This window comes from Paucimonas lemoignei (assembly GCF_004342585.1).
In the GTDB taxonomy this organism is placed as follows: domain Bacteria; phylum Pseudomonadota; class Gammaproteobacteria; order Burkholderiales; family Burkholderiaceae_D; genus Paucimonas; species Paucimonas lemoignei.
Genome location: NZ_SLZQ01000005.1, coordinates 132,116 through 156,363 on the forward strand (window position 1 = coordinate 132,116; position 24,248 = coordinate 156,363).

A 24,248-nucleotide genomic window follows, 5' to 3' on the forward strand; every position below is an offset into this window, starting at 1 on the left:
AAATAGGTTCATGAACGACTTTATCTCACTATTAGTGCGTAACACTACATCACTCGATGCACCGAAAACCTTGGGCACTGGGCGCTTCTTAGCTGGCGTCCTAGCATGTCTCGTTGCAGGTAGCGCGATAGCGCAAGCGCCGACTGGCCTGAACACCAATTTCGAAGACAATAGTCAACCTTGGCAAGAGAGCGCCATTCAATTGCCTGCGGCGCCTAACAAGGCAGATCTGCTGGACTTTGACGTTGGCGGAACCACGACCATGCGCTTTGCTGTGGATGCCAAATCGCTCTCAGTCGGCAATGATGGCGTAGTGCGCTACACCTTGGTAAGCCGAAGTGCGTCCGGCGCGGAAAATGTCAGTTACGAAGGCATACGGTGCGAATCGTATGAAAAAAAATTGTATGCATTCGGCCAAAAGGATGGCAGCTGGTCCCGCTCACGCCGTGACAAATGGGATGCAATAACAGGTACCGCAGCTAACCGGCAGCATGCGGTTCTTGCAAAAGAATATTTTTGCAGGCACAAAATTGTGGAAGGAAATGCCAAGCAAATTATCGATCGCATTCGCTACAATCAGCCGCTGATTGGCGAGCCTGCGCGATAGACTTTGTGCCCGTTTGCCGTATTTCTTTGTTTTCCGATTTACAGCAAGACCAGATTATCCCGGTGAATCAGCTCAGGCTCCTCGACATAGCCAAGAATCGCGGCAATCTCGCCTGAAGCATGGCCGATGATCCGGCGCGCTTCGGAACTGGCGTAATTGGAAATGCCACGTGCCACCGGATTCCCGTCCTGATCGGTGCAGGTAATCACGTCGCCACGCCCGAACTTTCCGGAGACTTTCGTCACGCCGATCGGCAATAGCGACTTGCCTTCAGCCGTCAGCTTTTGCACCGCCCCGGCATCGAGCATGACCTTGCCTGCGGTATGAAGGTGATTGCGCATCCATTGCTGGCGCGCGGTCAACTGTGCCGTCTGCGCAAGCAATTGCGTACCGATTGCTTCACCTGATGCCATGCGGGTCAGCACGTTGTCTTCACGCCCCCAGGCAATCACGGTATGCGCGCCCGAGCAGGCGGCACGCTTGGCGGCCAGGATCTTGGTCAACATGCCGCCCCGGCCAATGCTGCTGCCGGCGCCGCCTGCCATCGCTTCCAGCGCCGGATCACCGGCCTGCGCTTCATGCACGAATTCCGCTTCAGGATTCTTGCGCGGATCGGCGGTGTACAGGCCTTTCTGATCGGTCAGGATGATCAGTGCGTCAGCCTCGATCAGATTGGCGACCAAGGCACCCAGCGTGTCGTTATCGCCAAACTTGATTTCGTCGGTAACGACCGTATCGTTCTCATTGATGATCGGGACAACACCCAGGTGCAGCAAGGTGAAGAGGGTCGAGCGGGCATTCAGATACCGCTCGCGGTCGGCCAAGTCGGCGTGGGTCAACAAGACTTGCGCGGTACGCAAACGATGTTCGCGAAAGCTCGATTCATAGATTTGCGCCAGCCCCATCTGACCGACCGCCGCACAAGCCTGAAGCTCGTGGACACCGGTCGGACGCTTGTCGAAACCCAGCCGCTGCATGCCTTCCGCAATGGCGCCGGAACTAACCAGCACCACTTCCTTGCCCATCTGGCGCAGGTGCGCGATCTGCGCTGCCCACTTGGCGATCGCGGCGGCATCCAATCCTTTGCCATCATTGGTGACCAGGGACGAACCCACCTTGACGATCAACCGCTTGGCATTCTGTATGACAGAGTTCATTTTTCTTAAGCAGAGGCATTCAAGCCGGGCTCCGCTCGGCCATGTTGCGCATGAAATGTTTAATTATCGGCCACCTTGAAGCGCGGATCATCCGGATCAATCGAAATAATGCCGCGCGCTTCCTCAACCATGTGCGCCTCTTCCGCGCGCTGGGCTTGCTGGCGTTGTTCAGCCAGATAATCGTAGATTGCCATGATCAAATCTTCGCAACCTTCGCGCGTCAGCGCCGAAATTTCGAACACCGGACCTTTCCAGGCGAAGCGCTTGATGAAATCCTTGACCCGCTTGGCGCGCTCGGCTTCCGGCACCACGTCCAGCTTGTTCAGCACCAGCCAGCGCGGCTTGTTGTACAGGGTTTCGTCGTACTTCTTCAACTCCTTGACGATCGCCTTGGCTTCCTTGACCGGATCGACATCGTCATTGAACGGTGCCAGGTCAACGATGTGCAGCAAGAGGCCAGTGCGTTGCAGATGTCGCAGAAATTGCGTGCCCAAGCCGGCGCCTTCGGCCGCGCCTTCGATCAAGCCGGGAATGTCGGCGATCACAAAACTCTTTTCGTGCGACACGCGCACCACGCCCAGATTGGGATGCAGCGTGGTGAAAGGATAATCGGCGATCTTCGGCCGCGCATTCGACACGGCGGTGATGAAAGTCGATTTGCCGGCGTTTGGCATGCCCAGCAAGCCGACATCAGCCAATACCTTCAACTCGAGTTTCAGCTCGCGGCGTTCGCCTTCCTTGCCATCGGTTTTCTGGCGCGGCGCACGGTTGGTCGACGACTTGAAATGGATATTGCCCCAGCCGCCCTCGCCACCTTTGGCCAGCAGCGCGGTCTGGCCATGCTCGGTCAGGTCGGCGACGATTTCGCCCGATTCGAAATCGGTGATCAGTGTGCCGACCGGCATGCGCAAAGTGACATCGTCCGCGCCCTTGCCGTAGCAATCGGAACCGCGGCCGTTTTCGCCGTTCTTGGCCTTGTGCAGCTTGGAGTAACGGTAATCCACCAGGGTATTGATATTGCGGTCGGCCACCGCCCAGATGCTGCCGCCCTTGCCGCCATCGCCGCCATCCGGACCGCCGAACGGCCGGAATTTTTCGCGGCAAAAGGAAGCAACGCCGTTGCCGCCATTGCCGGCAATGACTTCGATTTTCGCTTCGTCGATGAACTTCATAATTTTGCCGTCTAAATTCCAGACTTGAATAAGATTGGGGACTGATGAAAACCACGTTTTTATGGTTTATAAAGCTGTCCCGCAAGAAGAAAAAAGGCCCTACCCGATGGCAGAGCCTTTCACTGCAAGGCTTGCGCCTCGTGTATGGATTGTCGCGCGGCCTTAGGCCGGCACTACAGTTACCATGTGACGCTTGAGCGCGCCCTTGGTAACAAATTGTACCTTGCCGTCGATCAGCGCGAACAAGGTGTGATCCTTGCCCATGCCGACGTTTTCACCAGCGTGCAGCTTGGTGCCGCGTTGACGAACGATGATGCCACCAGCATTGATGACTTGACCACCGTAGACCTTGACGCCCAGTCGTTTCGACTCGGAATCGCGGCCGTTGCGCGTAGTGCCGCCGCCTTTTTTGTGTGCCATTTCAGACTCCTAGGTATTTCGTGATTAGCTCGCCCGGCTTAGCCGTTGATCGAGACGATTTGCAATTCGGTGTAATTTTGGCGATGGCCTTGACGCTTCTGGTAATGCTTACGACGACGCATCTTGAAAATCTTGACCTTATCGTGGCGACCGTGCGCCAATACCTTAGCCTGGACCGTGGCACCTTGAACCAGCGGCGCACCAAATTTAATGGTGTCACCAGCACCCACTGCGAGTACTTGATCCAAAGTGATGTCGGCGCCAATGTCTGCAGGTATCTGTTCTACTTTGAGTTTTTCGCCAGCAGCAACTTTATATTGTTTGCCGCCGGTTTTTATGACCGCGTACATGGTGAACCTCATCAATTGGTTAAAAAATCTTTTTCTTTCACCCCTGGCAATTCAGGCCAAGAATTAGGAAAACCCCTGATTATACATGCACTTAGATTCGCCGTCAAAAGCAATGAATCGGCAAAAATTCCCGGCTTCTTTTGCCCCTCGAAACCATGACCTATTCCACCTAATCGGATTGCCATCATTTCTCATCGTATAATTCGACAAATATTCATGATTCTGCAGGTTTTCTCTTGTCTCCTACGCCAATAACTCAAGCAAGCATCGTTGAGCCGATTTCTTCCGACATGGAAGCGGTCAACCACCTGATCCGCCAGCAACTGAATTCCGATGTGCCGCTGGTTAGCCAGATCTCCGAATACATCATCAGCGCCGGCGGCAAGCGCATCCGGCCCATGCTGGTATTGCTGGCAGCGAATGCTCACGCCTATCAAGGCACAGCCCATCACACCTTGGCCGGCCTGATCGAATTCATCCATACCGCCACCCTGCTGCATGACGACGTGGTGGATGAGTCTTCGATGCGACGCGGACGTCAGACGGCGAACGCCCTGTTCGGCAATGCCGCATCGGTGCTGGTCGGCGACTTCATCTATACGCGCGCATTCCAGATGATCGTCTCGGTCGGCGATATGCGTATCATGCAAATCCTCGCCGATGCCACCAACGTCATTGCCGAGGGAGAGGTCCTGCAGCTGCTGAATATGCATGACCCGGACGTCAGCGAAGAGCGCTATCTGCAGGTGATTCGCTCCAAGACCGCCAAGCTGTTCGAAGCGGCATGCCAGATCGGCGCGCTTATTGCCGGCGCATCGGATACCGACGTTGAAAAAGCCGCTGAATACGGTCGCTCGCTGGGCACGGCCTTCCAACTGATCGATGACGTGCTGGATTATTCGGGCAACGCCGAAGAAATCGGCAAGAATGTCGGCGACGATCTCCGTGAAGGCAAGCCCACGCTTCCGCTGATTTATCTGCTGCAGAATGGAACGCCCGACCAGCGAGAATTGGTGCGCACCTGCATTGAGCAAGGTGACGAGTCCCGTTTTTCCACCATTCTCGACGCCATTACGACTTCGGGCGCGCTCGACTACACCAAGCGCGCCGCCGAACAAGCTGCTCGCGAAGCCGCCGATGCAATCAAGGGCTGGAATGATAGCCAAGCGAAAGAATCTCTGCTAAACTTATGCGCTTTCGCGGTTGGCCGTAATCATTGAGCAACGGATCCGTCAAGGATAGCTCGGAACGCCACTGCAATCGGGGTGTAGCTTAGCCTGGTAGAGCGCTACGTTCGGGACGTAGAGGCCGGAGGTTCGAATCCTCTCACCCCGACCAGATCTCAGAAAATGCATCTCTTCGGAGGTGCATTTTTTTTTGCCCATGGCGTACGAAACCTCGCCAACCAGAATAATAAGTATTAAAAATTTGCACTCACCCTTCTGCGCATATTGCACTCACCCTTCTGCGCATATAGTGCACTTTATTTATCACAAGCAATAAAAAGTGTATCGATTCGCACACTCTCCAGTTAACAAAAAATCACAATATCTTTACAAATCAGATGCCTATAGGCATTATCTAACGCTACTTGGACGATTCCCTGGCAATTTCTTCACAACAACTTTATGGCGGCAGTTTTCCCTAATACGGTAACCAGCACGGCAATGCCGGCCTTGGCCAGGGTATTGCTTCAAGCAGGACATCTTTCCGCGCAGCAAGTTGAAGTTTTGACCAAGCGGATACAGGCTGAAAAAATCGCTTTTATTGATGCGCTTGTGCAAAGCGGGCATATGAATCCACGGGCGCTGGCGGCGTTCTGCGCAGAGACCTATGCCTGCCCGCTGTTGGATATTTCCAGCTTCAGCATGAATACGCGCCCGGATGGATTAATCGACGCCAAGCTGATGCAAAGCCAGCGGGTCATCGCCCTGGCCAAGCGTGGCAACAAGATTTCAGTCGCGATTTCCGACCCGACCAATACGCAGGCGCTGGATCAGATCAAGTTCCAGACACAAATGTCGGTCGAGCCGGTTGTCGTCGAGCATACGGCCCTGCTGCAGCTGATAGAAAAGGTGGGCCAGAGCGCCGAGCAAAACCTGAATGAACTGATCGGCGACGATCTGGATATCGACTTCAGCGATGTCGATACTGCGGCAGCGCCTGCAGACAATGGCCCGACTGCCGATATCGACGATGCGCCTGTCGTCCGCTTCCTGCAAAAAATCCTGATCGATGCGATCAACATGGGCGCATCGGACTTGCACTTCGAGCCCTTCGAAAAGTTTTACCGCATTCGTTTCCGTATCGACGGCGTCTTGCGTGAAATGGCGCAGCCGCCGCTAGCCATCAAGGAAAAGCTGGCCTCGCGCATCAAGGTGATATCGAAACTCGATATTTCGGAAAAACGCGTGCCGCAGGATGGACGCATGAAGCTGGTGGTATCGAAGACCAAGTCGATCGACTTCCGCGTCAGCACGTTGCCGACCCTGTTTGGCGAAAAGATCGTCATGCGTATTCTGGACGCTACCCAGGCGCAGATGGGCATCGATTCGCTCGGCTACGATCCGGACCAGAGAGAAATTCTGCTCAAGGCAATCGAACGCCCCTATGGCATGGTGCTGGTGACAGGGCCGACCGGCTCGGGCAAGACGGTGTCGCTCTACACCTGCCTGAATATTCTCAACAAGCCGGGCATTAACATCTCGACCGCCGAAGATCCGGCTGAAATTAACTTGCCCGGCGTGAACCAGGTCAACGTCAATGACCGTGCCGGCCTTACCTTTCCGGTCGCGCTGAAAGCTTTCCTTCGCCAGGATCCGGACATCATCATGGTGGGTGAAATCCGCGATCTGGAAACGGCGGATATTGCGATCAAGGCAGCGCAAACCGGCCACATGGTGTTCTCGACCCTGCATACGAACGATGCGCCGGCCACCCTGACCCGCCTGATGAACATGGGCGTCGCGCCTTTCAATATTGCGTCTTCCGTGATCCTGATTACGGCGCAACGCCTGGCGCGGCGCCTGTGCACCTGCAAGCAACCAACGACCATTCCGGAAGAAGCGCTGATCGAAGCCGGCTTCAAGGAAGAGGAACTGGACGGCACATGGCAGCCATATAAGGCGGTCGGATGCGAACGCTGCAGCGGCAGCGGCTATAAGGGCCGTGTCGGCATATACCAGGTCATGCCGATTTCCGAGGAAATCGAACGCATCATTCTCGCGCATGGCACCGCTCTGGAAATAGAAGAACAATCGCGGCACGAAGGCATCCGGACCTTGCGGGAATCCGGCCTGGTAAAAGTCAAGCAGGGTTTGACTAGCCTGGAGGAAGTCCTGGGCTGCACCAACCAATGATACAGAGGGGATAAAGCATGGCTACAGCCGCACGCAAAACTGCAGTCTCGGGTTCGGTGAAGGAAGCCGTCTATGTCTGGCAAGGCAAGGACCGCCAGGGGAAGATCGTCAGCGGCGAGATGCGGGCCAATGGCGAATCGGTGGTCAATGCCACGCTGCGCCGCCAAGGGATCATGGTTACGAAGGTCAAGAAACGTTCCTTCAGTAGCGGCAAGAAAATCACCGACAAGGACATTACGCTGTTTACCCGTCAGCTGGCGACCATGATGAAGGCTGGCGTGCCGCTTCTGCAGTCATTCGAGATCGTGGCAAAGGGCCACGCCAACCCTTCCGTGTCCAAGCTGCTCCTGGATATCCGCGGCGACGTGGAGACCGGCACCAGCTTGAATCAGGCATTCCGCAAATATCCTCTTTATTTTGACGCGCTGTTTTGCAATCTAGTGAGCGCCGGTGAGCAGGCAGGTATCCTGGAAGATTTGCTGGCCCGCCTGGCGACCTACAAGGAAAAAACGCTGGCGATCAAAGCTAAGATCAAGTCGGCACTTTTCTACCCGATTTCCATCCTGGTCGTGGCGTTCGTCGTGACCTCGGTGATCATGATTTGGGTCGTGCCGGCATTTAAGGAAGTTTTTACCAGTTTTGGCGCCGACTTGCCAGCGCCCACCCTGATGGTAATGGCCATATCGGATTTCTTTGTCGCCAACTGGTATCTCATATTTGGCGGATTGTTTGCTGCGCTTTACATTTTCTTCCAATCCTGGAGACGCTCTCCCAAAGTCCAGCACTTCATGGACCGTACCCTGCTTAAAGCACCAATCTTTGGTGACGTCATTCGCAAAGCAACAATTGCGCGCTGGACCAGGACGCTCGCCACGATGTTTTCTGCGGGCGTGCCCCTGGTGGAGTCACTTGACTCTGTCGGCGGCGCCTCCGGCAACGCAGTATATGTCGATGCAACCAAAAAGATCCAGAATGAAGTCAGCACCGGTACCAGTCTCACTGCCGCAATGCAAAATGCAAATGTATTTCCTTCCATGGTCACACAAATGGTGGCAATCGGCGAGGAATCCGGCGCACTAGACTCGATGCTGAGTAAGGTTGCAGATTTCTATGAAGCTGAAGTGGATGAAGCCGTCGCCTCGTTGTCGAGCCTGATGGAACCCTTGATTATGGCAATCCTGGGTGTATTGATTGGTGGCCTGGTGATCGCCATGTACCTTCCGATTTTCAAGCTGGGTGCCGTCGTCTGATGTGGGATTATCTTTTGTTCGCGGCGCCTGGCAGCCTGGCCAGCGCCGTCGTGGCAGGTGTGCTCGGCCTCCTGATCGGCAGCTTTCTGAATGTGGTTATCCATCGGCTGCCAAAAATGATGCAGCGCGAATCGGACAACTATGTGGCGCATGAAAGCGGCAAGCCGCTTCCGCATCAGGACCGCTATGACCTCATCATGCCCCGCTCCGCGTGCCCGCACTGCGGCCATGCAATCAAAGCTTGGGAAAATATCCCGGTTATCAGCTACCTGGTATTGCGCGGCAAATGCATCGAATGCAAAGCGCCGATTTCGCCGCGTTATCCAGCCGTTGAATTACTTACTGGAGGATTGTCCTTCTATCTGATCTGGCATTTCGGTAGCGGCGCAGCGGGCTTGTCCAGCCTGCTGTTTGCCTGGCTGTTGATTGCCATGACATTTATCGATGCGGATACCCAACTGCTGCCTGACGACCTTACTTATCCGCTGCTATGGGCAGGCTTGCTGATTAATTTGCAGGGCACGTTCGTGCCACTTGCCGATGCCGTCATCGGTGCGGCTGCCGGTTATCTTGTACTATGGTCAGTCTATTGGCTCTTCAAATTGGCAACGGGTAAAGAGGGCATGGGGTATGGTGACTTCAAGCTGCTGGCGGCGCTCGGTGCCTGGCTTGGATGGAAGATGCTGCCGGTCATTATCCTGCTGTCTTCCCTGGTAGGCGCCGTAGTCGGCATTGCCTTGATCGTACTGAGCAAGCATGGCCGCGAAAAACCGATTCCGTTTGGCCCTTACCTGGCGGCTGCGGGCTTGATCGCCATGCTCTATGGCAGCGCCATTACTGAAGCGTATCTCGAATACCTCGTCTGATTACCATGGCTACCGCAGCGTTTACAGTCGGCTTAACCGGGGGGATTGGCTCTGGAAAGACCACGGTGGCCAACATGTTTGCCGCACGCGGCGCAGCCGTCATCGATACCGACCAGATTGCGCATCAGTTGACCAAGCCGGGAGGCATTGCCATCCCCGCCATCGCTGCGCAATTCGGGCAAGACTATATTGCATCCACTGGCGCGCTCGACCGTGCTCGCATGCGTGAGACAGTATTCGCCGATCCGGCGGCAAAGCAGCGCCTTGAGGCCATCCTTCACCCATTGATCCGGAGTGAATGCGAGCGCGAAGCATTGGCAGCGCAAGGCCCTTACACCATGCTGGTGGTTCCGCTCCTGGTCGAATCCGGTGATTGGAAAAAGCGCGTTGCGCGGGTGCTGGTCGTGGACTGCCCGGAAGAACAGCAAATCGTCCGTGTCATGGATCGCAACGGGTTGAGCGAAGCGCAAGTGCGCGCCATCATGGCAAACCAGGCGACACGGCAGCAGCGCTTGGCTGCGGCCGACGATGTGATCCTCAATGACGGCGACGCGGCTGCTCTTGAACCGCAGGTTGAACGCTTGCACACCTTGTATTCTGCTCTGGCGCAGGCGATATCTTAAAAAATTGCTGCAGCATTTGTAATTTTGCGCCGCTTCGTTCAGAATCTCAATCTATTGGGCCTGCACAATTTTGAGAGGACGCTACCTTGATCGTTTACGAATACCCTTTCAACGAGCGTATTCGCACCTTGTTGCGGCTGGAAGACCTGTACGAGAAATTTAATTTCTTCTACCACCAGACTCATCCTCTGCAACATCACGCCGCACTCGCCACGATTTTCGAGATGCTCGAGGTGGCTGGCCGCGCCGATCTGAAATCCGATTTGCTGCAGGAGCTCGAAAGGCAGAAGCAGACGCTGCTCAGCTTCAAATCCAATCCCAATGTACAGGCCGACATGCTCGACGCCATCCTGAGCGAAGTCGACCGCACCAGCAGTGCGCTCATGGCATCCCAGGGCAAGACCGGACAGAACGTGCGCGAGAATGAATGGCTGATGAGCATTCGCGGCCGCACGATTATCCCGGGCGGCGCCTGCGAATTCGATCTGCCATCCTACTATGCATGGCAACATCGCCCGGCGGAAGCGCGCAGCGCAGACATCGCCACCTGGTTTGCGCCACTGGCACCGTTATTCGAAGCGATTTCGCTGGTGCTGCGCCTGCTGCGTGAGTCGGGACGCCCGGCAAAAATGATCGCGCAATCCGGCAGCTATCAGCAAATGTTGCAGGGCAAGGTATATCAGATGCTGCGCCTGGCCATCGATGAAAGCATCGGAGCCATTCCGGAGATCTCCGCCAATAAATACATGCTCTGGATTCGCTTCACTTCGCAAGACGGCGACATGAAACCCAAGCCTCTCGAATCCGATGTACCATTCGATCTGACTCTCTGTAATTTCTGATTTTCGGATTGCTTATGGCTACGACAGTGAATTGCCCGACCTGCGGCAAAAAAGTCGAGTGGAGCGAAAAAAACAAGTTCCGTCCATTCTGCTCGGAACGTTGCAAACAAATTGATTTGGGCGCATGGGCGGAAGAGAAGTACTCGATTCCGGCAGTGAATCCGCCCAAGGATTTCGACGACCAGGAATAAGGCGTGGCCGCTTACATGGGAGCCAGTGCAATCCTAGGCAGGACGTGCTGCCAAAAATGGACTGACCAACTCCGCTTTGCATAGGGCTTGCTGCACCAGGCTCATTGAGCAAGCATTACGGAAGAAGCTTAAGTCTCGTAACGCACCTTATCCAGCCACTCAAGCAAAGGAATCGTGGCCGGCAGGATCGGCTCCAGCTGCACGCTCCCCTGCCAGGCAAATGCTTGTCCTTCCAGGCTCTGCGGCTCACCACGCCATTCGCGGCTGATGTAAAAGTGAAGCCTCACATGGGCATGCGGATACACATGCTCGACGCCACACCATGGTTCGGCAGTGAGAATTTCCACGCCAAGCTCTTCCTGAAACTCCCGCTTCAAGGCATCGATAATCGCTTCGCCAGGTTCGACTTTACCGCCCGGGAATTCCCAGTAACCGGCATAGGGTTTGCCGGGCGGCCGCTGGGCGAACAAGATATCGCCGTTAGGTTTCATCAGGATGCCGACCGCCACATCGATCGGCGCTGGAACGGATTGCGTCATTCGGCCACTCGTATTGTTCTCAGGCCTGACTACGGCCGGCGTAATCCCGGGCAAATTGCCAGGCCACGCGACCCGAACGCGAACCGCGTTGTAAGGCCCAGCGCAAGGCATCTGGCCGTGCAGCCTCGATTTGCGCGGCATTGCAGCCGAAATGGCTAAGCCAGTGCGTGACGATATCCAGATAGTCGTCCTGCTTGAAAGAATAGAACGAAACCCACAAGCCGAAGCGCTCGGACAAGGAAATTTTTTCTTCCACCGTTTCGCCGGGATGCAAGTCACCGTCGTCACCATGCGTATAACCGGCATTGTCGGACATCCGTTCCGGAAGCAGATGGCGGCGATTGGATGTCGCGTAGATCTGCACATTGTCCGACTGCGCCGAGATACTGCCGTCCAGCGCCACCTTGAGCGCTTTGTAGCCGCCCTCGCCTTCCTCGAACGAAAGGTCATCACAGAAAATGACAAAGCGCTCCGGCCGGCCGGCGACCAAGTCGACGATGTCCGCCAGGTCTGCCAGATCGGTTTTATCGACCTCGATTAATCGCAGCCCTTGCGCCGAAAACTGGTTCAGGCAAGCCTTGATCAACGATGACTTGCCGGTGCCGCGTGCTCCGGTCAGCAAGACATTGTTGGCTGGCTTGCCCTCGACGAACTGGCGGGTATTTTGTTCGATCTGGCCCTTTTGCGGGCCGATGTGCTGCAGGTCATCCAGACGGATCGCCGAGACATGCAAGACCGGCTGCAGGTAGCCGCGTCCGCCCTTCTTGCGCCAGCGCCATGCCGTGGCCGCCGTCCAGTCAGGCTCGGGATGCGATGGAGGCAGCAAGCCTTCCAGGCGCTCAAGCAGGGATTCTGCGCGTGCGAGGAATTGGTCCAGTTGCGTCATGCTTTCCTGCCTCGCCTTACGAGCGGTAATCCGCGTTGATCGACACGTAATCGTGGGATAGGTCGCAAGTCCAGATGGTGGCGGCAGCGTCGCCACGGGCCAGCTTCACGCGCACCGTGATTTCGCTTTGCTTCATCACGCGCTGGCCGTCTTCTTCGCGGTAGTCGGGATTGCGTCCGCCATTCTTCGCCACCCAGACATCGTCCAGATAGAGATTCAACTTGCTGACGTCGAGGTCATCCACGCCGGCATAACCGATGGCGGCGAGGATACGGCCAAGGTTGGGGTCCGAGGCGAAAAAGGCAGTCTTGACCAGCGGCGAGTGACCGATCGAATAGGCGATCTTGCGGCACTCCTCGACGGAGCTGCCCTCCTCGACCGTGATGGTGATGAACTTGGTGGCGCCTTCGCCATCACGCACGATCATTTGCGACAGTTCTTGCGACAGGCCGGTCACGGCTTCGAGCAGCGCTGCGTATTCCGGCGAATCGATCTCGCTGACTTCCAGCGCCGCCGTGCCCGTAGCGACCAGCATGAACGAGTCGTTGGTGGAAGTGTCACCATCGATGGTGATGCAATTGAAGGATTTGTCGGCCGCTTCCTTCACCATGTGCTCCAGCACCGGCTGCGCCACCTTCGCATCGGTCGCCATAAAGCCGAGCATCGTGGCCATGTTCGGCTTGATCATGCCGGCGCCCTTGCTGATGCCGGTCAGGGTGATCGTCACGCCATTGATGGTCACCGTGCGCGACGCTGCCTTGGGCTGCGTATCGGTGGTCATGATCGACTCGGCGGCGTTGTACCAGTTATCTTCCTTGAGGTTGGCGATTGCCTGCGGCAAGCCAGCCTTGATGCGGTCGACAGGCAGCGGTTCGAGAATCACGCCGGTGGAAAACGGCAGAATTTGCGACGGCTCGCAACCGAGCAGATCGGCCAACGCGGCGCACGTGGCATTGGCATTGATGAGCCCCGCTTCGCCGGTGCCGGCGTTGGCATTGCCGGTATTGATCACCAGCGCGCGGATCGGCGCATCCGAAAAACGCAGCGCTTCCAGGTGGGCTTTGCAAACCTGGACCGGGGCCGCGCAGAAACGGTTAGTGGTAAATACGCCGGCAACGCTTGCGGTAGGCGCCAATCGCATGACCAGCAAATCCTTTCGGTTGGCCTTGCGCACGCCGGCTTCGGCGTGACCGAGTTCGATGCCGGCTACCGGCTTCAGATGGGCGGGAACGGGAAGGGGAAGATTGACGGCCATGGCTTTCTATACTCTCAATAATCAACGTTGGTTGGCGCAGCGGGCTTCGGCATGCGCCAAATGAAATGAACCCGCTACCGCGGGTCCATTTCGACTTGCAAGCTTTTGCTTATGCCAGCTTGCCGTGGCATTGCTTGTACTTCTTGCCGCTGCCGCACGGGCACGGGTCATTGCGGCCGACCTTGGGCAAGGCATTCACCATCGGCTGCCCCCGTGCCGATCCTGCTTCAGCTTCAGGCGCCAGCAAGTCTTCCGGCGCGGCGTTGGGGTTGAAGTCGGCGTGCTGGTAGTGCACGTTGGCGAGCTGCGGCTGCGCCAGTTCCTGCTCGACGGCGTCGATTTCCTCGCGCGACTGGATGCGCACGGTTGTCACGACCCGCACCACTTCATTACGCACCAGGTCCAGCATCTGGGCGAACAATTCGAATGCCTCGCGCTTGTATTCCTGCTTCGGATTCTTTTGCGCATAGCCGCGCAAATGGATACCCTGGCGCAGATGGTCGAGCGCCGCCAAATGGTCGCGCCAGTGACGGTCTATGCTCTCCAGCATGACGCTGCGCTCGAATCCGGCAAAGGCTTCCTTGCCGACCACTGCCACCTTGGCAGCGTAGTTATCTTCGGCAGCCTTCAGCACGCGCTCAAGCAAATCTTCGTCGGAGAGATTCGGCTCGGCTTCGAGCATGGTGGTCAGCGGAACCTCAAGCTGCCACTCGGACGCCAGCGTCGTTTCGAGGCCCTTGATATCCCACTGCTCTTCCATCGAGCCTTCCGGCACGAAGGTGCGGAATACATCGGTGAACACGCCTTGTCGCAGCGAAGCGATCATGTCCGAGACATCGGTCGCTTCGAGCAGCTCGTTACGCTGCTGGTAAATCACCTTGCGCTGATCATTGGCGACGTCGTCATACTCAAGCAACTGCTTGCGGATATCGAAGTTGCGTGCCTCGACCTTGCGCTGCGCCGACTCGATCGAACGCGAGACGATGCCAGCTTCGATCGGCTCGCCTTCCGGCATTTTCAGGCGATCCATGATCGCGCGCACGCGGTCGCCGGCGAAGATGCGCAGCAAGGGATCATCCAGCGACAGGTAGAAGCGCGAAGAACCCGGATCACCCTGGCGGCCGGCACGGCCACGTAACTGGTTGTCGACCCGGCGCGACTCATGGCGCTCGGTGCCGATGATATGCAAGCCGCCGGCGGCAACCACTTGCTCATGCAGGGATTGCCATTCGTCACGCAGCTTTTGCGCGCGTTGCTGTTTCTCTTGCTCGCTCAGTGCTTCATCGGCTTCGATGAACTGGATCTGCTTTTCGACATTGCCGCCCAAAACGATGTCGGTGCCACGTCCAGCCATGTTGGTGGCGATGGTGATCATCTTCGGACGTCCCGCCTGAGCGATGATTTCCGCTTCACGCGCATGCTGCTTGGCGTTCAAGACATTATGCTGCAGCTTGTGCTTGTCAAGAATGGACGACAGCAGCTCGGAATTCTCGATCGAGGTGGTGCCGACCAACACCGGCTGGCCGCGCTCCTGGCATGCCAGGATATCGTTGACCATTGCCTGGTATTTTTCCTGTGCCGTCTTGTAGACCTGGTCGTGCAAGTCCTTGCGCTGGCTCGGACGGTTCGGCGGAATCACCACGGTTTCCAGGTTATAGATCTGCTGGAATTCGTAGGCTTCGGTATCGGCGGTACCTGTCATGCCGGACAGCTTGCCGTACATGCGGAAGTAATTCTGGAAAGTGATCGACGCCAGGGTCTGGTTTTCCGCCTTGATCTGGACGCCTTCTTTTGCCTCGACAGCCTGATGCAAGCCATCGGACCAGCGGCGGCCGGACATCAGGCGGCCGGTGAATTCGTCGACGATGATGATTTCGCCGTTCTGCACCACGTAATGCTGGTCGCGGTGGTAGAGCGCGTGCGCGCGCAGCGCCGCGTACAGATGGTGGATCAGGCTGATGTTGGCCGGGTCGTAGAGCGAGGCGCCTTCCGGCAGCAAGCCCATGCGTGTGAGGATCTGCTCGGCTTTCTCGTGACCGGCCTCGGTCAGCAGCACCTGGTGCGCCTTTTCATCCTTGGTATAGTCGCCCGGGACTTCCACCTTGCCCTTGCCGTCCGGGGTTTCTTCACCGACCTGCAGCGTCAGCAGTGGCGGCACGGCATTGATCTTTTGGTACAGGTCGGTGTGGTTTTCCGCCTGGCCGGAGATGATCAGCGGCGTACGGGCTTCATCGATCAGGATCGAGTCCACTTCATCGACGATGGCGAAATTCAGCGCGCGCTGCACCCGCTCGCGACTGTCATACACCATGTTGTCGCGCAGGTAGTCGAAGCCGAATTCATTGTTGGTGCCGTAGGTGATGTCGGATGAATAAGCAGCCTGCTTGGTGTCATGCGGCATTTGCGACAGGTTGATGCCGGTCGTCATGCCGAGCCAGCCGTACAGGCGTCCCATCCATTCGGCGTCGCGCTGGGCCAGGTAATCGTTGACGGTGACGATATGCACGCCCTTGCCGGACAGGGCATTCAGGTATGCCGGCAGGGTCGCCATCAGGGTTTTGCCCTCGCCGGTCGCCATTTCGGCGATCTTCCCATAGTGGAGGGTCATGCCGCCGATGAGCTGCACATCGAAATGGCGCATCTTCAGCACGCGCTTGCTGGCTTCGCGGCAGACCGCGAAGGCTTCAGGCAGAATCTGGTCGAGCGTTTCACCCTTTTCCAGGCGGGCCTTGAATTCAGGCGTCTTGGCCTGGAGCTCCGCATCCGACAGTTTTTCCATTGCCGGTTCGAGGGCATTGATTGCGCGAACGGTTTGCTGGTACTGCTTGATCAGCCGCTGATTGCGGCTGCCGAAAATCTTGGTCAGGAATGACATGCTCGATTTGTTATAAAAAACGCCGTAATAAACTCCCGTACACCCTTTCGGGCCCGGGGCGGATTGAGCCAAATTGAAGATTTTATCATGCAGGCTGCCAGGAGCGGCCATCCTTGCGTTACTACAGGGAAGATGGTGGCCAACGCGGCGGAATTCATGCCATTTCCGCCACACTGTCCGACTGATAGCCGGTAATTTGACAGTGCAGGCCGGCCTATTTTGAGACCAGCTTGGCGTTTTTTTCCTGTGCCGCGCCAGCCAGGAGAAATTTATGCGGGTCTTGCTGCGCGCCTTTGACAAGCACCTCGAAATGCAGATGCGCGCCGGTCGAACGGCCAGTCGAGCCGACATCGGCGACATGCTGGCCGCGTTTGACGATATCGCCCACCTGCGCATGCAGCCTTGAGGCGTGAGCATAACGGGTCGTCAGCTGGTTGCCGTGGTCGATTTCCACCATGTTGCCGTACTGGTGATGATATTCCGCCGCAATCACCACGCCGCCAGCAGCTGCAACGATCGGCGTACCTGCGGGGGCGGCAAAATCGATCCCCTCGTGGAAGGTGCTGCGGCCGGTGAACGGATCGAGACGCCAGCCGAAAGTGGAAGCGTTATAGCTGGCATTCACTGGTTTGACGGTAGGAAGCATCTTGAACTTGATCTTTTCCGCCATGAGAGCGGATTCGACCACGTTCAGGTAGTCGGCGCGATGCTCCAGATCTTTCGAGAGAGCATCCAGGGTTTGCTGAAATTCCTGCATGCTCAATTCATGCGATGCGCCAGACCCGTTGGCCGCGCCCGGGTCGATGCCGCCGCGCGGCGGCTTTTCCTTGAAATTGAATTCTTCCGGCTTGACGCCGGCCAGGCCCTGCACCCGCTCGCCCAAGGCATCCAGGCGCATCAGCTGTGCCTGCATTTCTCCCAGCTTGACGGCCATGGCGTTGAGGTTTTCGCGGACATACCGCTCTTTGCGAGCGGCGTCATCCTGGCCCGAAGCGGCAAGCGACTGCGGCAGCAAGGGAAAGCTGCCCGCATGCGAAAGCATCAGGTAGTAGAGCAGAAATGCCAGTGTGATAATGGCGCCGAAAAAAAGTGCAACGCCGAAAATTAGATGGCGGGTAGTCAGGGTCACCGTCTTCGCATTGAAGCGCGGGTGTAAGACTATAACTTGCATCTGACCTCCATGACTCCCTCTCCCTGGTGAGGTGTGATAAGGTTGGGAAATGGCTTCCTCTTCTTCATTTCCTTATCCACCCAAGCGCCCGGGCAGCGGGTCATTTAACCGGACTGCGCGAGGTATTACCGACATTTTGCAGGGCCACGACAAACTCGGCATGCTGTTGCCGGCTGTCGCGCGCATGAACGCGCTGACACACGCTTGTTCTGCTGCTTTGCCAGGCTTGCTTGATACTTGTTCCGTGATGAATTTCGAAGCCGGGCAGCTGGTATTGAGCGCACCGAATGCAGCGCTGGCCAGCAAATTGAAACAACAATTACCGAAATTGCAAAAAGCCTTGCAAACTCAAGGATGGCAGGTTAACGCAATCCGAATTAAAGTGCAAGTAAGCAAATTCCAAGACAAATCAAGCACTTCCAAGCAAATCTCATTGTCAAATCGAGCTTTGGCAGCATTTGCCGCACTGGAAGAAAACCTGGATTCCTCGGGCCGCAATTCCGGTTTAAAAGCCGCCTTGCAGACAATGCTCAATCGCCATCGCAACGGCGGCTGAAACGGAAACGCCCGCTCCACAGCATTTCAGCCCAAATAATTTATAGGCTAGCTGCGCATCCTTTCGAGGCGCAGCACACTTACAACGAATTCAAAACAATCAAGACCTGGAAAGGCGCTTATGCAAGCGCCCATTCTTCGTCTGCATTCAGGCTGTAACTGCGCGGCGCCTTTTCAGCCGAATCGAAGGTGACGATCTCGTAGGCGTCGGGCTGCGCCAACAAGGCTCGCAGCAACTGGTTGTTCATGCCATGGCCTGATTTGTGCGCAACATACGAAGCGAGCAAGGGATGCCCCACCAGATACAGGTCGCCGATGGCATCCAGAATCTTGTGACGCACGAATTCGTTCTCATAGCGCAGGCCGTCAGGATTGAGGATGCGGTACTCGTCCATGACGATCGCATTTTCCAGCGACCCGCCACGCGCCAAGCCCATGCCGCGCAAGGTTTCCACGTCTTGCATGAAGCCGAAAGTGCGCGCACGCGCAATTTCCTTGATATAGGATTCGGCCTCGAAATCGACTTCGGCAATCTGCCCGGTACGGTCCACGGCTGGATGATTGAATTCAATGAAGAATTTCAACTTGAAGCCATTGTATGGCTCCAGGCGTGCCCATTTGAGCTTGTCGCCTTCGCCTTCGCGCACTTCGACCGGTTTCTTTACGCGAATGAATCGCTTGGGCGCATCCTGTTCCTGCAAGCCAGCTTGCTGCAACAGAAACACAAAGGAGGATGCCGAGCCATCCATGATCGGAATTTCTTCCGCTGTCAGGTCGATATACAGGTTATCGATGCCGAGGCCGGCGCATGCCGACATGAGATGCTCGACGGTCGATACTTTCACGCCATTCTTATCCAGCGTCGACGCCATGCGGGTATCGCCGACGCCAACGGCGCTGGCTGGCAACTCAACCGGCGGCACCAGATCGACGCGGCGAAACACGATGCCGGTATCTGCCGGCGCCGGGCGCAGCGTGAGATCGACGCGGGTCCCGGAATGCAGGCCGATACCGATCGTCTTGACCAGTTGTTTGATGGTGCGTTGTTTCAGCATGCTTTGATTATAGCGGCTTAGCCAGAAGCGAGTTGTAACGAAAAGAAACTACGTCTCTGGCAAGCCACATGGACAACGATGCGTCCTGATCAACCCAGTTGCGCTAGCAGGGTTTCGGCGTTGGAAGCTTCAAACTTTCCTGGCTGTTCGACATTCAACTGGCGCACCACGCCATCTTCCACGAGCATCGAATAACGTTGCGAACGGATGCCGAGGCCAGCCTTGCTGAAATCCGCATCCAGGCCCAGCGCCTTGGTGAATTCGGCACTACCGTCGGCCATCATGCGCACGGCGCCGGCGGCATTCAACTGGCGGCCCCATGCGCCCATCACGAAGGCATCGTTGACGGCAATGCACCAGATTTCGTCGACGCCGCGGGCTTTGAAAGCGTTAGCATGCTGAATGAAACCGGGAGCATGCTTTTCCGAGCAAGTGGGCGTGAAAGCGCCGGGCACGGCAAAGATCACGATTTTCTTGCCTTTGACGAGGTCGCCGACGTTGAACTTGTTGGGGCCCAGGGTGCAACCTTCAGTCTCGACTTCGATAAATTCGCGCAGTTCGCCCTCAGGCAAGCGGTCACCGATCTTGATGGTCATGCGGATTCTCCTTTATGAAATAAAAAAGCCGCGCCACCGGCCCGGTATCCCGGACGGGGCGCGGCGCATGAACCGCAGTATGCCTTGTTCCGCAGTTTCCTGCAGAGCAAAGCATGCCTGCATCAGTCAGCTTGCTTGCGCAGGAAGGCAGGAATGTCGTAGGTTTCCATGCCATTCTTTTCCAGAGCACGCACGGTTTCCGAAGCCGACTCGCGACGCCACACGGCCGGCGCCTTCAAGCCTTCGAATGCCGGCGTGGCTGCGCCTTGCATCATGCCGCCGTTGGCTTGCGCGCCGCCCATGGCTGCGATCGGCGCATTGTCGGTGCCGGTGCGCAGCATCGGAGTTTGCACCAGTTGCACGTTCTTGCGCGCACGGCCCAGGCCGGTTGCGACCACGGTCACGCGGATGTCGTCACCCATGGCGTCGTCGTAGGCGATACCCTGAGCGATGGACGCGTCCGGAGCAGCGAAGGCACGCACGGTAGCCATGACTTCCTTGATTTCCTTACCCTTCAGGTTACGGCTGGCGGTCACATTGACCAGCACGCCGCGCGCGCCGGACAGGTCGATGCCGTCCAGCAGCGGCGAGGCCACGGCTTGCTCGGCAGCGATGCGGGCGCGATCGATGCCGGACGCAGTCGCGGTACCCATCATCGCCTTGCCCTGCTCGCCCATGATGGTCTTGACGTCGTTGAAGTCGACGTTGATATGACCCGGCACGTTGATGATCTCGGCGATACCGGCAACGGCGTTGTTCAGCACATCGTCGGCATGCTGCAGCCATTCGATCATGCTGTCGTCTTCGTAGATCTCTTCCAGCTTTTCGTTGAGGATGACGATCAGGGAATCGACGTGCTGGCTCAGGGCTTCGAGGCCTTCGTCAGCGATTTCCATGCACTTCTTGCCTTCATAGGAGAATGGCTTGGATACCACGGCCACGGTCAGGGCGCCGAGTTCTTTGGCGACTTGCGCGACGATCGGCGCAGCGCCGGTACCGGTGCCGCCGCCCATGCCAGCGGCGATGAAGACCATGTGCGCGCCGCGCAGGGCATCTTCGATGCGGTTGCGCGAATCTTCCGCCAGCTGACGGCCGACTTCCGGCTTCATGCCGGCGCCCAGGCCGGTTTCGCCGATCTGGATGACATTGTGTGCCTTGGATTGCGTCAGCGCCTGCGCGTCGGTATTGGCGGCGATGAATTCCACGCCGCTGACACCCTTGTTGATCATGTGCTGAACGGCATTGCCACCGGCGCCGCCGACACCCACGACCTTGATCACTGTTCCCAGAGATGCGTTATCCAGCATATCGATTTCCATGATGACTCCCTATTATTAATATGCAGTTTCCAGTCGTTAGGCACCACGTGAGTGGCGACTAGCAACTGCTAACTGCGAGTGGTTAAATAAAAAACTTCAAAACAGAACTGCTATCTTTTTCTGATTAGTTGTTCACAGCATGCTTAATCAGAAGTTACCCAAAAACCATTCCTTCATGCGCTGCCAGACTGCCTTTACCGAACCATCCTGACGCGTGACGATGTGGCCACGCAGGTATTGCTTCTTCGCTTCCAGCAAGAGGCCCAGCACGGTGGCATAGCGCGGGCTGCGCACCACGTCCGCCAGCTGGCCGCTGTATTCCGGCGTGCCGAGGCGCGTCGGCTTCAGGAAAATATCTTCGGCCATCTCGACCATGCCCGGCATCATGGCCGAACCGCCGGTCAGGACGATGCCGGATGACAGGACTTCCTCGTAGCCCGATTCGCGCACCACCTGGTGGACCAATGCAAACAATTCCTCGACCCGCGGCTCGATCACCGCCGCCAGCGCCTGGCGCGACAAGGTGCGCGAACCGCGGTCGCCGAGGCCCGGCACTTCCAGCGTATCGTTCGGGTCGGCCAGCACTTGCTTGGCGACGCCATAGCGCAGCTTGATTTCCTCGGCTTCCGCGGTCGGCGTGCGCAACGCCATGGCGATATCGTTGGTGATCTGGTCGCCGGCAATCGGAATCACGGCCGTGTGGCGGATCGCTCCTTCGGTGAATACCGCAACATCGGTGGTGCCGCCGCCGATATCGACCAGCACCACGCCGAGTTCCTTTTCATCCGACGTCAGCACCGCCTCGGCCGAAGCCATCGGTTGCAGGATCAGGTCAGAGACTTCCAGGCCGCAGCGGCGCACGCACTTGACGATGTTCTGCACTGCCGACACCGCGCCAGTGACGATATGCACCTTGACTTCCAGGCGGATGCCGCTCATGCCGATCGGCTCGCGCACGTCTTCCTGGCTGTCGACGATGAATTCCTGCGGCACGGTGTGCAACAGTTGCTGATCGGTGGGGATATTGACCGCCTTGGCCGTCTCGATCACGCGGGCGACGTCGGTGGCGGTGACTTCCTTGTCCTTGATCGCCACCATGCCGCTGGAATTGAAACTGCGGATATGGCTGCCGGCGATGCCGGTAAAGACATTGCGGATCTTGCAGTCGGCCATCAGCTCGGCTTCTTCGAGGGCGCGCTGGATCGATTCGACGGTGGCTTCGATATTCACCACGACGCCTTTTTTCAAGCCCTTCGATTCATGCTGGCCAAGGCCAATCACTTCATGTCGGCCATTGGGCATCACTTCGGCCACGACTGCCACCACCTTGGATGTGCCGATGTCGAGACCGACGATCAGATTTTTTGCGTCTTTTGTCATGTTATTTCGTTTTCCCCGTTCCCAATGCCAGACCACCTGCCTTCAATGCCATGCCGTTCGGATAGCGCATGTCGACGTTTTCGATCCGGTCCTGCAGCCTTGCCACCAGTTGCGGATATACCGCCACCAGGCGCTCGACTCTTTCCTTCAGCGTGGTGCTGCTCTGCTCGCGGCCCAGCTCCACGGTCATGCCATTGTTCAGTTTTATCGTCCAGGCATAACGATTGGACAGTTGCACGACCTCCGGCACCAGGCTAACAGTGGCAAACCAGTCCTGCAGCTCGCGGTAGCGCGCCAGCACTTCCTTTTCCGTGCCATTCGGCCCGGCGAATTCGGGCAGATCGCCGTCTTCCTCCGCTTCCGCCAGATTGGCGACGAAGACTTCGCCCTGCACCGACAACAGGCGTCCATCCTGCCCCCATGTCGCCAGCGGCACGTGCTCTTCCAGCGTCACCACCAGGCCGTTGGGCCACTCGCGCCGCACCGCCGCCTTGCGCACCCAGGGCACCGCTTCGAATGCGGCCCGCACTGCCGTCAGATCGGCAGTGAAAAAATTGCCCTTGATGCGGGGCACTGCCGTGCTGCGGATGGTCGATGTGCTCACCTTGCGCAATTCCTTGCCATCCGCACTTTCGATGCGAATTTCCGTCAGCGTGAACATCGGCCGCTGCGCCACCCACCACAGGCCGCCGCCAAGCAATGCGAGCACGAACAGGCCGAACAAGGTGCCAGCTGCCGCATTCAACATTTTGACGTCGTGCCACATGATGGTTTCGCTCTGCCCTTATTCCGCTTTCCAGTCTTGCGAGGCGTGCAGCTCCAGCGCCGCCGAACGCAAAATCTCCGCGCACAAATCTTCGTAGCTGATGCCGGATGCCTTGGCCGACATCGGCACCAGCGAGTGGCCGGTCATGCCGGGAGACGAATTGAGCTCCAGCAGGAATGGCTCGTTATCGGTCGCGCGCAGCATGAAATCGACACGTCCCCATCCGGCACAACCGACGGCGTTGAATGCACGCACGGCGATGGCCTGGATCTTCTGTGTCAATTCCGCATCCAGCGGCGCCGGGCAGAGATACTGCGTATCGTCGCTGAAGTACTTGTTCTGGTAATCGTAGTTGCCTTGCGGCGCGCGGATTTCCACGATGGGCAGCGCGCGGGCATTGCGGCCTCGGCCTAGCACCGGCACGGTCAGCTCACGGCCGGTGATGAATTCCTCGGCCAGCACTACCTCGTCATACTTGGCACAATAGGCAAATGCCGGCGTCACTTCTACCCCACTGTTAACTTTTTTGATGCCGATGGTCGAGCCCTCATGCGGGGCCTTGAGCATCAGCGGCAAGCCAAGCTCATCGGCAGCCAGCTGCAAATCAGCAGCCGACGTCGACTGCGAGTCGAACACCCTGAATCCGGGCGTCGGCAGGCCGTTCGAGAGCCAGATGCGCTTGGTCATGACCTTGTCCATGGCGATGGCCGATGCCATCACGCCGGAGCCGGTGTATGGGATTCCCAGTTGTTCCAGCGCACCCTGCAGCGTGCCATCCTCGCCGTAGCGGCCATGCAGCGCGATAAATACGCGATCGAATTTTTCCGCTGCCAGCTCGGCAATGCTGCGCAGGCCCGTATCGAAGCCATGCGCATCGATGCCCTTGCTCTGCAAGGCTTGCAGCACGCCGGCGCCCGACATCAGCGAGACTTCGCGCTCGGCTGAACGACCGCCGTACAGCACGCCGACTTTTCCGAATTCCTTTGACATGTTCTTGTCATCCATATTCATTTG

General features: G+C 57.4%; 24 protein-coding genes and 1 tRNA gene. 10 read left to right on the top strand and 15 right to left on the bottom strand.

Annotated features, from left to right (window positions below):
* Positions 1-10: 10 nt before the first annotated feature.
* Positions 11-607 (top strand): CNP1-like family protein, encoded by a 597-nt coding sequence (locus EDC30_RS09665; RefSeq protein ID WP_132258621.1) that lies wholly within the window; start codon positions 11-13, stop codon positions 605-607.
* A 38-nt stretch (positions 608-645) separates the two neighbouring features.
* Here the strand turns inward: EDC30_RS09665 and proB are convergent, their stop codons facing one another.
* From proB to rplU, 4 genes are all read right to left on the bottom strand, one after another.
* On the bottom strand, positions 646-1,764 hold the full coding sequence (gene proB, locus EDC30_RS09670; RefSeq protein WP_132258622.1) for a glutamate 5-kinase: 1,119 nt from the start codon (positions 1,762-1,764) through the stop codon (positions 646-648).
* A gap of 59 nt (positions 1,765-1,823) precedes the next feature.
* A complete protein-coding gene (gene obgE, locus EDC30_RS09675) occupies positions 1,824-2,936 on the bottom strand; it encodes a GTPase ObgE (RefSeq protein WP_132258623.1) in 1,113 nt (370 codons plus the stop codon).
* Between the two features lie 162 nt (positions 2,937-3,098).
* Positions 3,099-3,356: a 50S ribosomal protein L27 gene (gene rpmA, locus EDC30_RS09680; protein WP_132258624.1), complete on the bottom strand. Its 258-nt coding sequence runs from the start codon at positions 3,354-3,356 to the stop codon at positions 3,099-3,101.
* A 38-nt stretch (positions 3,357-3,394) separates the two neighbouring features.
* A complete protein-coding gene (rplU, locus tag EDC30_RS09685; RefSeq protein ID WP_132258625.1) occupies positions 3,395-3,706 on the bottom strand; it encodes a 50S ribosomal protein L21 in 312 nt (103 codons plus the stop codon).
* A gap of 236 nt (positions 3,707-3,942) precedes the next feature.
* Here rplU and ispB point away from each other — a divergent pair, with 236 nt between their 5' ends.
* The 8 genes from ispB (at position 3,943) to yacG (ending at position 10,837) form a co-directional block, all read left to right on the top strand.
* A complete protein-coding gene (ispB, locus tag EDC30_RS09690; RefSeq protein ID WP_132258626.1) occupies positions 3,943-4,926 on the top strand; it encodes an octaprenyl diphosphate synthase in 984 nt (327 codons plus the stop codon).
* A 41-nt stretch (positions 4,927-4,967) separates the two neighbouring features.
* Positions 4,968-5,044, top strand: a tRNA-Pro gene (locus tag EDC30_RS09695).
* A gap of 290 nt (positions 5,045-5,334) precedes the next feature.
* The gene (gene pilB, locus EDC30_RS09700; protein WP_132258627.1) at positions 5,335-7,065 is read left to right on the top strand and encodes a type IV-A pilus assembly ATPase PilB; all 1,731 of its coding nucleotides are present in this window, start codon (positions 5,335-5,337) and stop codon (positions 7,063-7,065) included.
* Positions 7,066-7,082: 17 nt separating this feature from the next.
* Entirely contained in the window at positions 7,083-8,315 is a 1,233-nt protein-coding gene (locus EDC30_RS09705) for a type II secretion system F family protein (protein ID WP_132258628.1), read from the top strand.
* A complete protein-coding gene (locus EDC30_RS09710; protein WP_132258629.1) occupies positions 8,315-9,181 on the top strand; it encodes a prepilin peptidase in 867 nt (288 codons plus the stop codon). Before EDC30_RS09705 ends, EDC30_RS09710 begins: the two co-directional genes overlap by 1 nt.
* A 5-nt stretch (positions 9,182-9,186) precedes the next feature.
* The gene (gene coaE / locus EDC30_RS09715; protein WP_132258630.1) at positions 9,187-9,804 is read left to right on the top strand and encodes a dephospho-CoA kinase; all 618 of its coding nucleotides are present in this window, start codon (positions 9,187-9,189) and stop codon (positions 9,802-9,804) included.
* A gap of 86 nt (positions 9,805-9,890) precedes the next feature.
* On the top strand, positions 9,891-10,646 hold the full coding sequence (zapD, locus tag EDC30_RS09720; protein ID WP_132258631.1) for a cell division protein ZapD: 756 nt from the start codon (positions 9,891-9,893) through the stop codon (positions 10,644-10,646).
* A gap of 14 nt (positions 10,647-10,660) precedes the next feature.
* Positions 10,661-10,837, top strand: coding sequence for a DNA gyrase inhibitor YacG (gene yacG, locus EDC30_RS09725; RefSeq protein ID WP_132258632.1), 177 nt, complete (start codon positions 10,661-10,663; stop codon positions 10,835-10,837).
* A gap of 128 nt (positions 10,838-10,965) precedes the next feature.
* Here yacG and EDC30_RS09730 read toward each other — a convergent pair whose 3' ends face one another.
* From EDC30_RS09730 to EDC30_RS09750, 5 genes are all read right to left on the bottom strand, one after another.
* Positions 10,966-11,376, bottom strand: coding sequence for an NUDIX domain-containing protein (locus EDC30_RS09730; RefSeq protein ID WP_132258633.1), 411 nt, complete (start codon positions 11,374-11,376; stop codon positions 10,966-10,968).
* Positions 11,377-11,395: 19 nt separating this feature from the next.
* A complete protein-coding gene (locus EDC30_RS09735) occupies positions 11,396-12,262 on the bottom strand; it encodes an ATP-binding protein (protein ID WP_132258634.1) in 867 nt (288 codons plus the stop codon).
* Between the two features lie 16 nt (positions 12,263-12,278).
* Positions 12,279-13,517 (bottom strand): bifunctional glutamate N-acetyltransferase/amino-acid acetyltransferase ArgJ, encoded by a 1,239-nt coding sequence (gene argJ / locus EDC30_RS09740; protein WP_132258635.1) that lies wholly within the window; start codon positions 13,515-13,517, stop codon positions 12,279-12,281.
* Positions 13,518-13,626: 109 nt separating this feature from the next.
* Positions 13,627-16,392 (bottom strand): preprotein translocase subunit SecA, encoded by a 2,766-nt coding sequence (gene secA, locus EDC30_RS09745; RefSeq protein WP_132258636.1) that lies wholly within the window; start codon positions 16,390-16,392, stop codon positions 13,627-13,629.
* A 214-nt stretch (positions 16,393-16,606) separates the two neighbouring features.
* Positions 16,607-17,563 (bottom strand): M23 family metallopeptidase, encoded by a 957-nt coding sequence (locus tag EDC30_RS09750; protein ID WP_132258637.1) that lies wholly within the window; start codon positions 17,561-17,563, stop codon positions 16,607-16,609.
* Positions 17,564-17,612: 49 nt separating this feature from the next.
* Between EDC30_RS09750 and EDC30_RS09755 the strand changes: the two genes are divergently transcribed.
* Positions 17,613-18,119: a DciA family protein gene (locus EDC30_RS09755; protein ID WP_132258638.1), complete on the top strand. Its 507-nt coding sequence runs from the start codon at positions 17,613-17,615 to the stop codon at positions 18,117-18,119.
* 118 nt (positions 18,120-18,237) lie between these two features.
* On the opposite strand, the gene lpxC is transcribed toward EDC30_RS09755, so the two are convergent.
* The 6 genes from lpxC to EDC30_RS09785 form a co-directional block, all read right to left on the bottom strand.
* On the bottom strand, positions 18,238-19,173 hold the full coding sequence (gene lpxC / locus EDC30_RS09760) for a UDP-3-O-acyl-N-acetylglucosamine deacetylase (RefSeq protein ID WP_132258639.1): 936 nt from the start codon (positions 19,171-19,173) through the stop codon (positions 18,238-18,240).
* Between the two features lie 89 nt (positions 19,174-19,262).
* The gene (locus EDC30_RS09765; RefSeq protein ID WP_132258640.1) at positions 19,263-19,769 is read right to left on the bottom strand and encodes a peroxiredoxin; all 507 of its coding nucleotides are present in this window, start codon (positions 19,767-19,769) and stop codon (positions 19,263-19,265) included.
* A 122-nt stretch (positions 19,770-19,891) separates the two neighbouring features.
* Positions 19,892-21,088: a cell division protein FtsZ gene (ftsZ, locus tag EDC30_RS09770; protein WP_132258641.1), complete on the bottom strand. Its 1,197-nt coding sequence runs from the start codon at positions 21,086-21,088 to the stop codon at positions 19,892-19,894.
* A gap of 147 nt (positions 21,089-21,235) precedes the next feature.
* Complete coding sequence (ftsA, locus tag EDC30_RS09775; protein ID WP_132258642.1) at positions 21,236-22,468, bottom strand: cell division protein FtsA; 1,233 nt, start codon at positions 22,466-22,468, stop codon at positions 21,236-21,238.
* Between the two features lies 1 nt (position 22,469).
* On the bottom strand, positions 22,470-23,234 hold the full coding sequence (locus tag EDC30_RS09780; protein ID WP_132258643.1) for a cell division protein FtsQ/DivIB: 765 nt from the start codon (positions 23,232-23,234) through the stop codon (positions 22,470-22,472).
* Between the two features lie 18 nt (positions 23,235-23,252).
* The gene (locus EDC30_RS09785) at positions 23,253-24,239 is read right to left on the bottom strand and encodes a D-alanine--D-alanine ligase (protein ID WP_132258806.1); all 987 of its coding nucleotides are present in this window, start codon (positions 24,237-24,239) and stop codon (positions 23,253-23,255) included.
* Positions 24,240-24,248 lie beyond the last annotated feature (9 nt).

Bases quoted from the DNA above. Each gene is read 5' to 3' on its own strand.
- EDC30_RS09665 (WP_132258621.1), top strand. From the start codon at position 11: ATGAACGACTTTATCTCACTATTAGTGCGTAACACTACATCACTCGAT.
- proB (WP_132258622.1), bottom strand. From the start codon at position 1,764: ATGAACTCTGTCATACAGAATGCCAAGCGGTTGATCGTCAAGGTGGGT.
- obgE (WP_132258623.1), bottom strand. From the start codon at position 2,936: ATGAAGTTCATCGACGAAGCGAAAATCGAAGTCATTGCCGGCAATGGC.
- rpmA (WP_132258624.1), bottom strand. From the start codon at position 3,356: ATGGCACACAAAAAAGGCGGCGGCACTACGCGCAACGGCCGCGATTCC.
- rplU (WP_132258625.1), bottom strand. From the start codon at position 3,706: ATGTACGCGGTCATAAAAACCGGCGGCAAACAATATAAAGTTGCTGCT.
- pilB (WP_132258627.1), top strand. From the start codon at position 5,335: ATGGCGGCAGTTTTCCCTAATACGGTAACCAGCACGGCAATGCCGGCC.
- EDC30_RS09705 (WP_132258628.1), top strand. From the start codon at position 7,083: ATGGCTACAGCCGCACGCAAAACTGCAGTCTCGGGTTCGGTGAAGGAA.
- EDC30_RS09710 (WP_132258629.1), top strand. From the start codon at position 8,315: ATGTGGGATTATCTTTTGTTCGCGGCGCCTGGCAGCCTGGCCAGCGCC.
- coaE (WP_132258630.1), top strand. From the start codon at position 9,187: ATGGCTACCGCAGCGTTTACAGTCGGCTTAACCGGGGGGATTGGCTCT.
- yacG (WP_132258632.1), top strand. From the start codon at position 10,661: ATGGCTACGACAGTGAATTGCCCGACCTGCGGCAAAAAAGTCGAGTGG.
- EDC30_RS09730 (WP_132258633.1), bottom strand. From the start codon at position 11,376: ATGACGCAATCCGTTCCAGCGCCGATCGATGTGGCGGTCGGCATCCTG.
- EDC30_RS09735 (WP_132258634.1), bottom strand. From the start codon at position 12,262: ATGACGCAACTGGACCAATTCCTCGCACGCGCAGAATCCCTGCTTGAG.
- argJ (WP_132258635.1), bottom strand. From the start codon at position 13,517: ATGGCCGTCAATCTTCCCCTTCCCGTTCCCGCCCATCTGAAGCCGGTA.
- secA (WP_132258636.1), bottom strand. From the start codon at position 16,392: ATGTCATTCCTGACCAAGATTTTCGGCAGCCGCAATCAGCGGCTGATC.
- EDC30_RS09750 (WP_132258637.1), bottom strand. From the start codon at position 17,563: ATGCAAGTTATAGTCTTACACCCGCGCTTCAATGCGAAGACGGTGACC.
- EDC30_RS09755 (WP_132258638.1), top strand. From the start codon at position 17,613: ATGGCTTCCTCTTCTTCATTTCCTTATCCACCCAAGCGCCCGGGCAGC.
- lpxC (WP_132258639.1), bottom strand. From the start codon at position 19,173: ATGCTGAAACAACGCACCATCAAACAACTGGTCAAGACGATCGGTATC.
- EDC30_RS09765 (WP_132258640.1), bottom strand. From the start codon at position 19,769: ATGACCATCAAGATCGGTGACCGCTTGCCTGAGGGCGAACTGCGCGAA.
- ftsZ (WP_132258641.1), bottom strand. From the start codon at position 21,088: ATGGAAATCGATATGCTGGATAACGCATCTCTGGGAACAGTGATCAAG.
- ftsA (WP_132258642.1), bottom strand. From the start codon at position 22,468: ATGACAAAAGACGCAAAAAATCTGATCGTCGGTCTCGACATCGGCACA.
- EDC30_RS09780 (WP_132258643.1), bottom strand. From the start codon at position 23,234: ATGTGGCACGACGTCAAAATGTTGAATGCGGCAGCTGGCACCTTGTTC.
- EDC30_RS09785 (WP_132258806.1), bottom strand. From the start codon at position 24,239: ATGGATGACAAGAACATGTCAAAGGAATTCGGAAAAGTCGGCGTGCTG.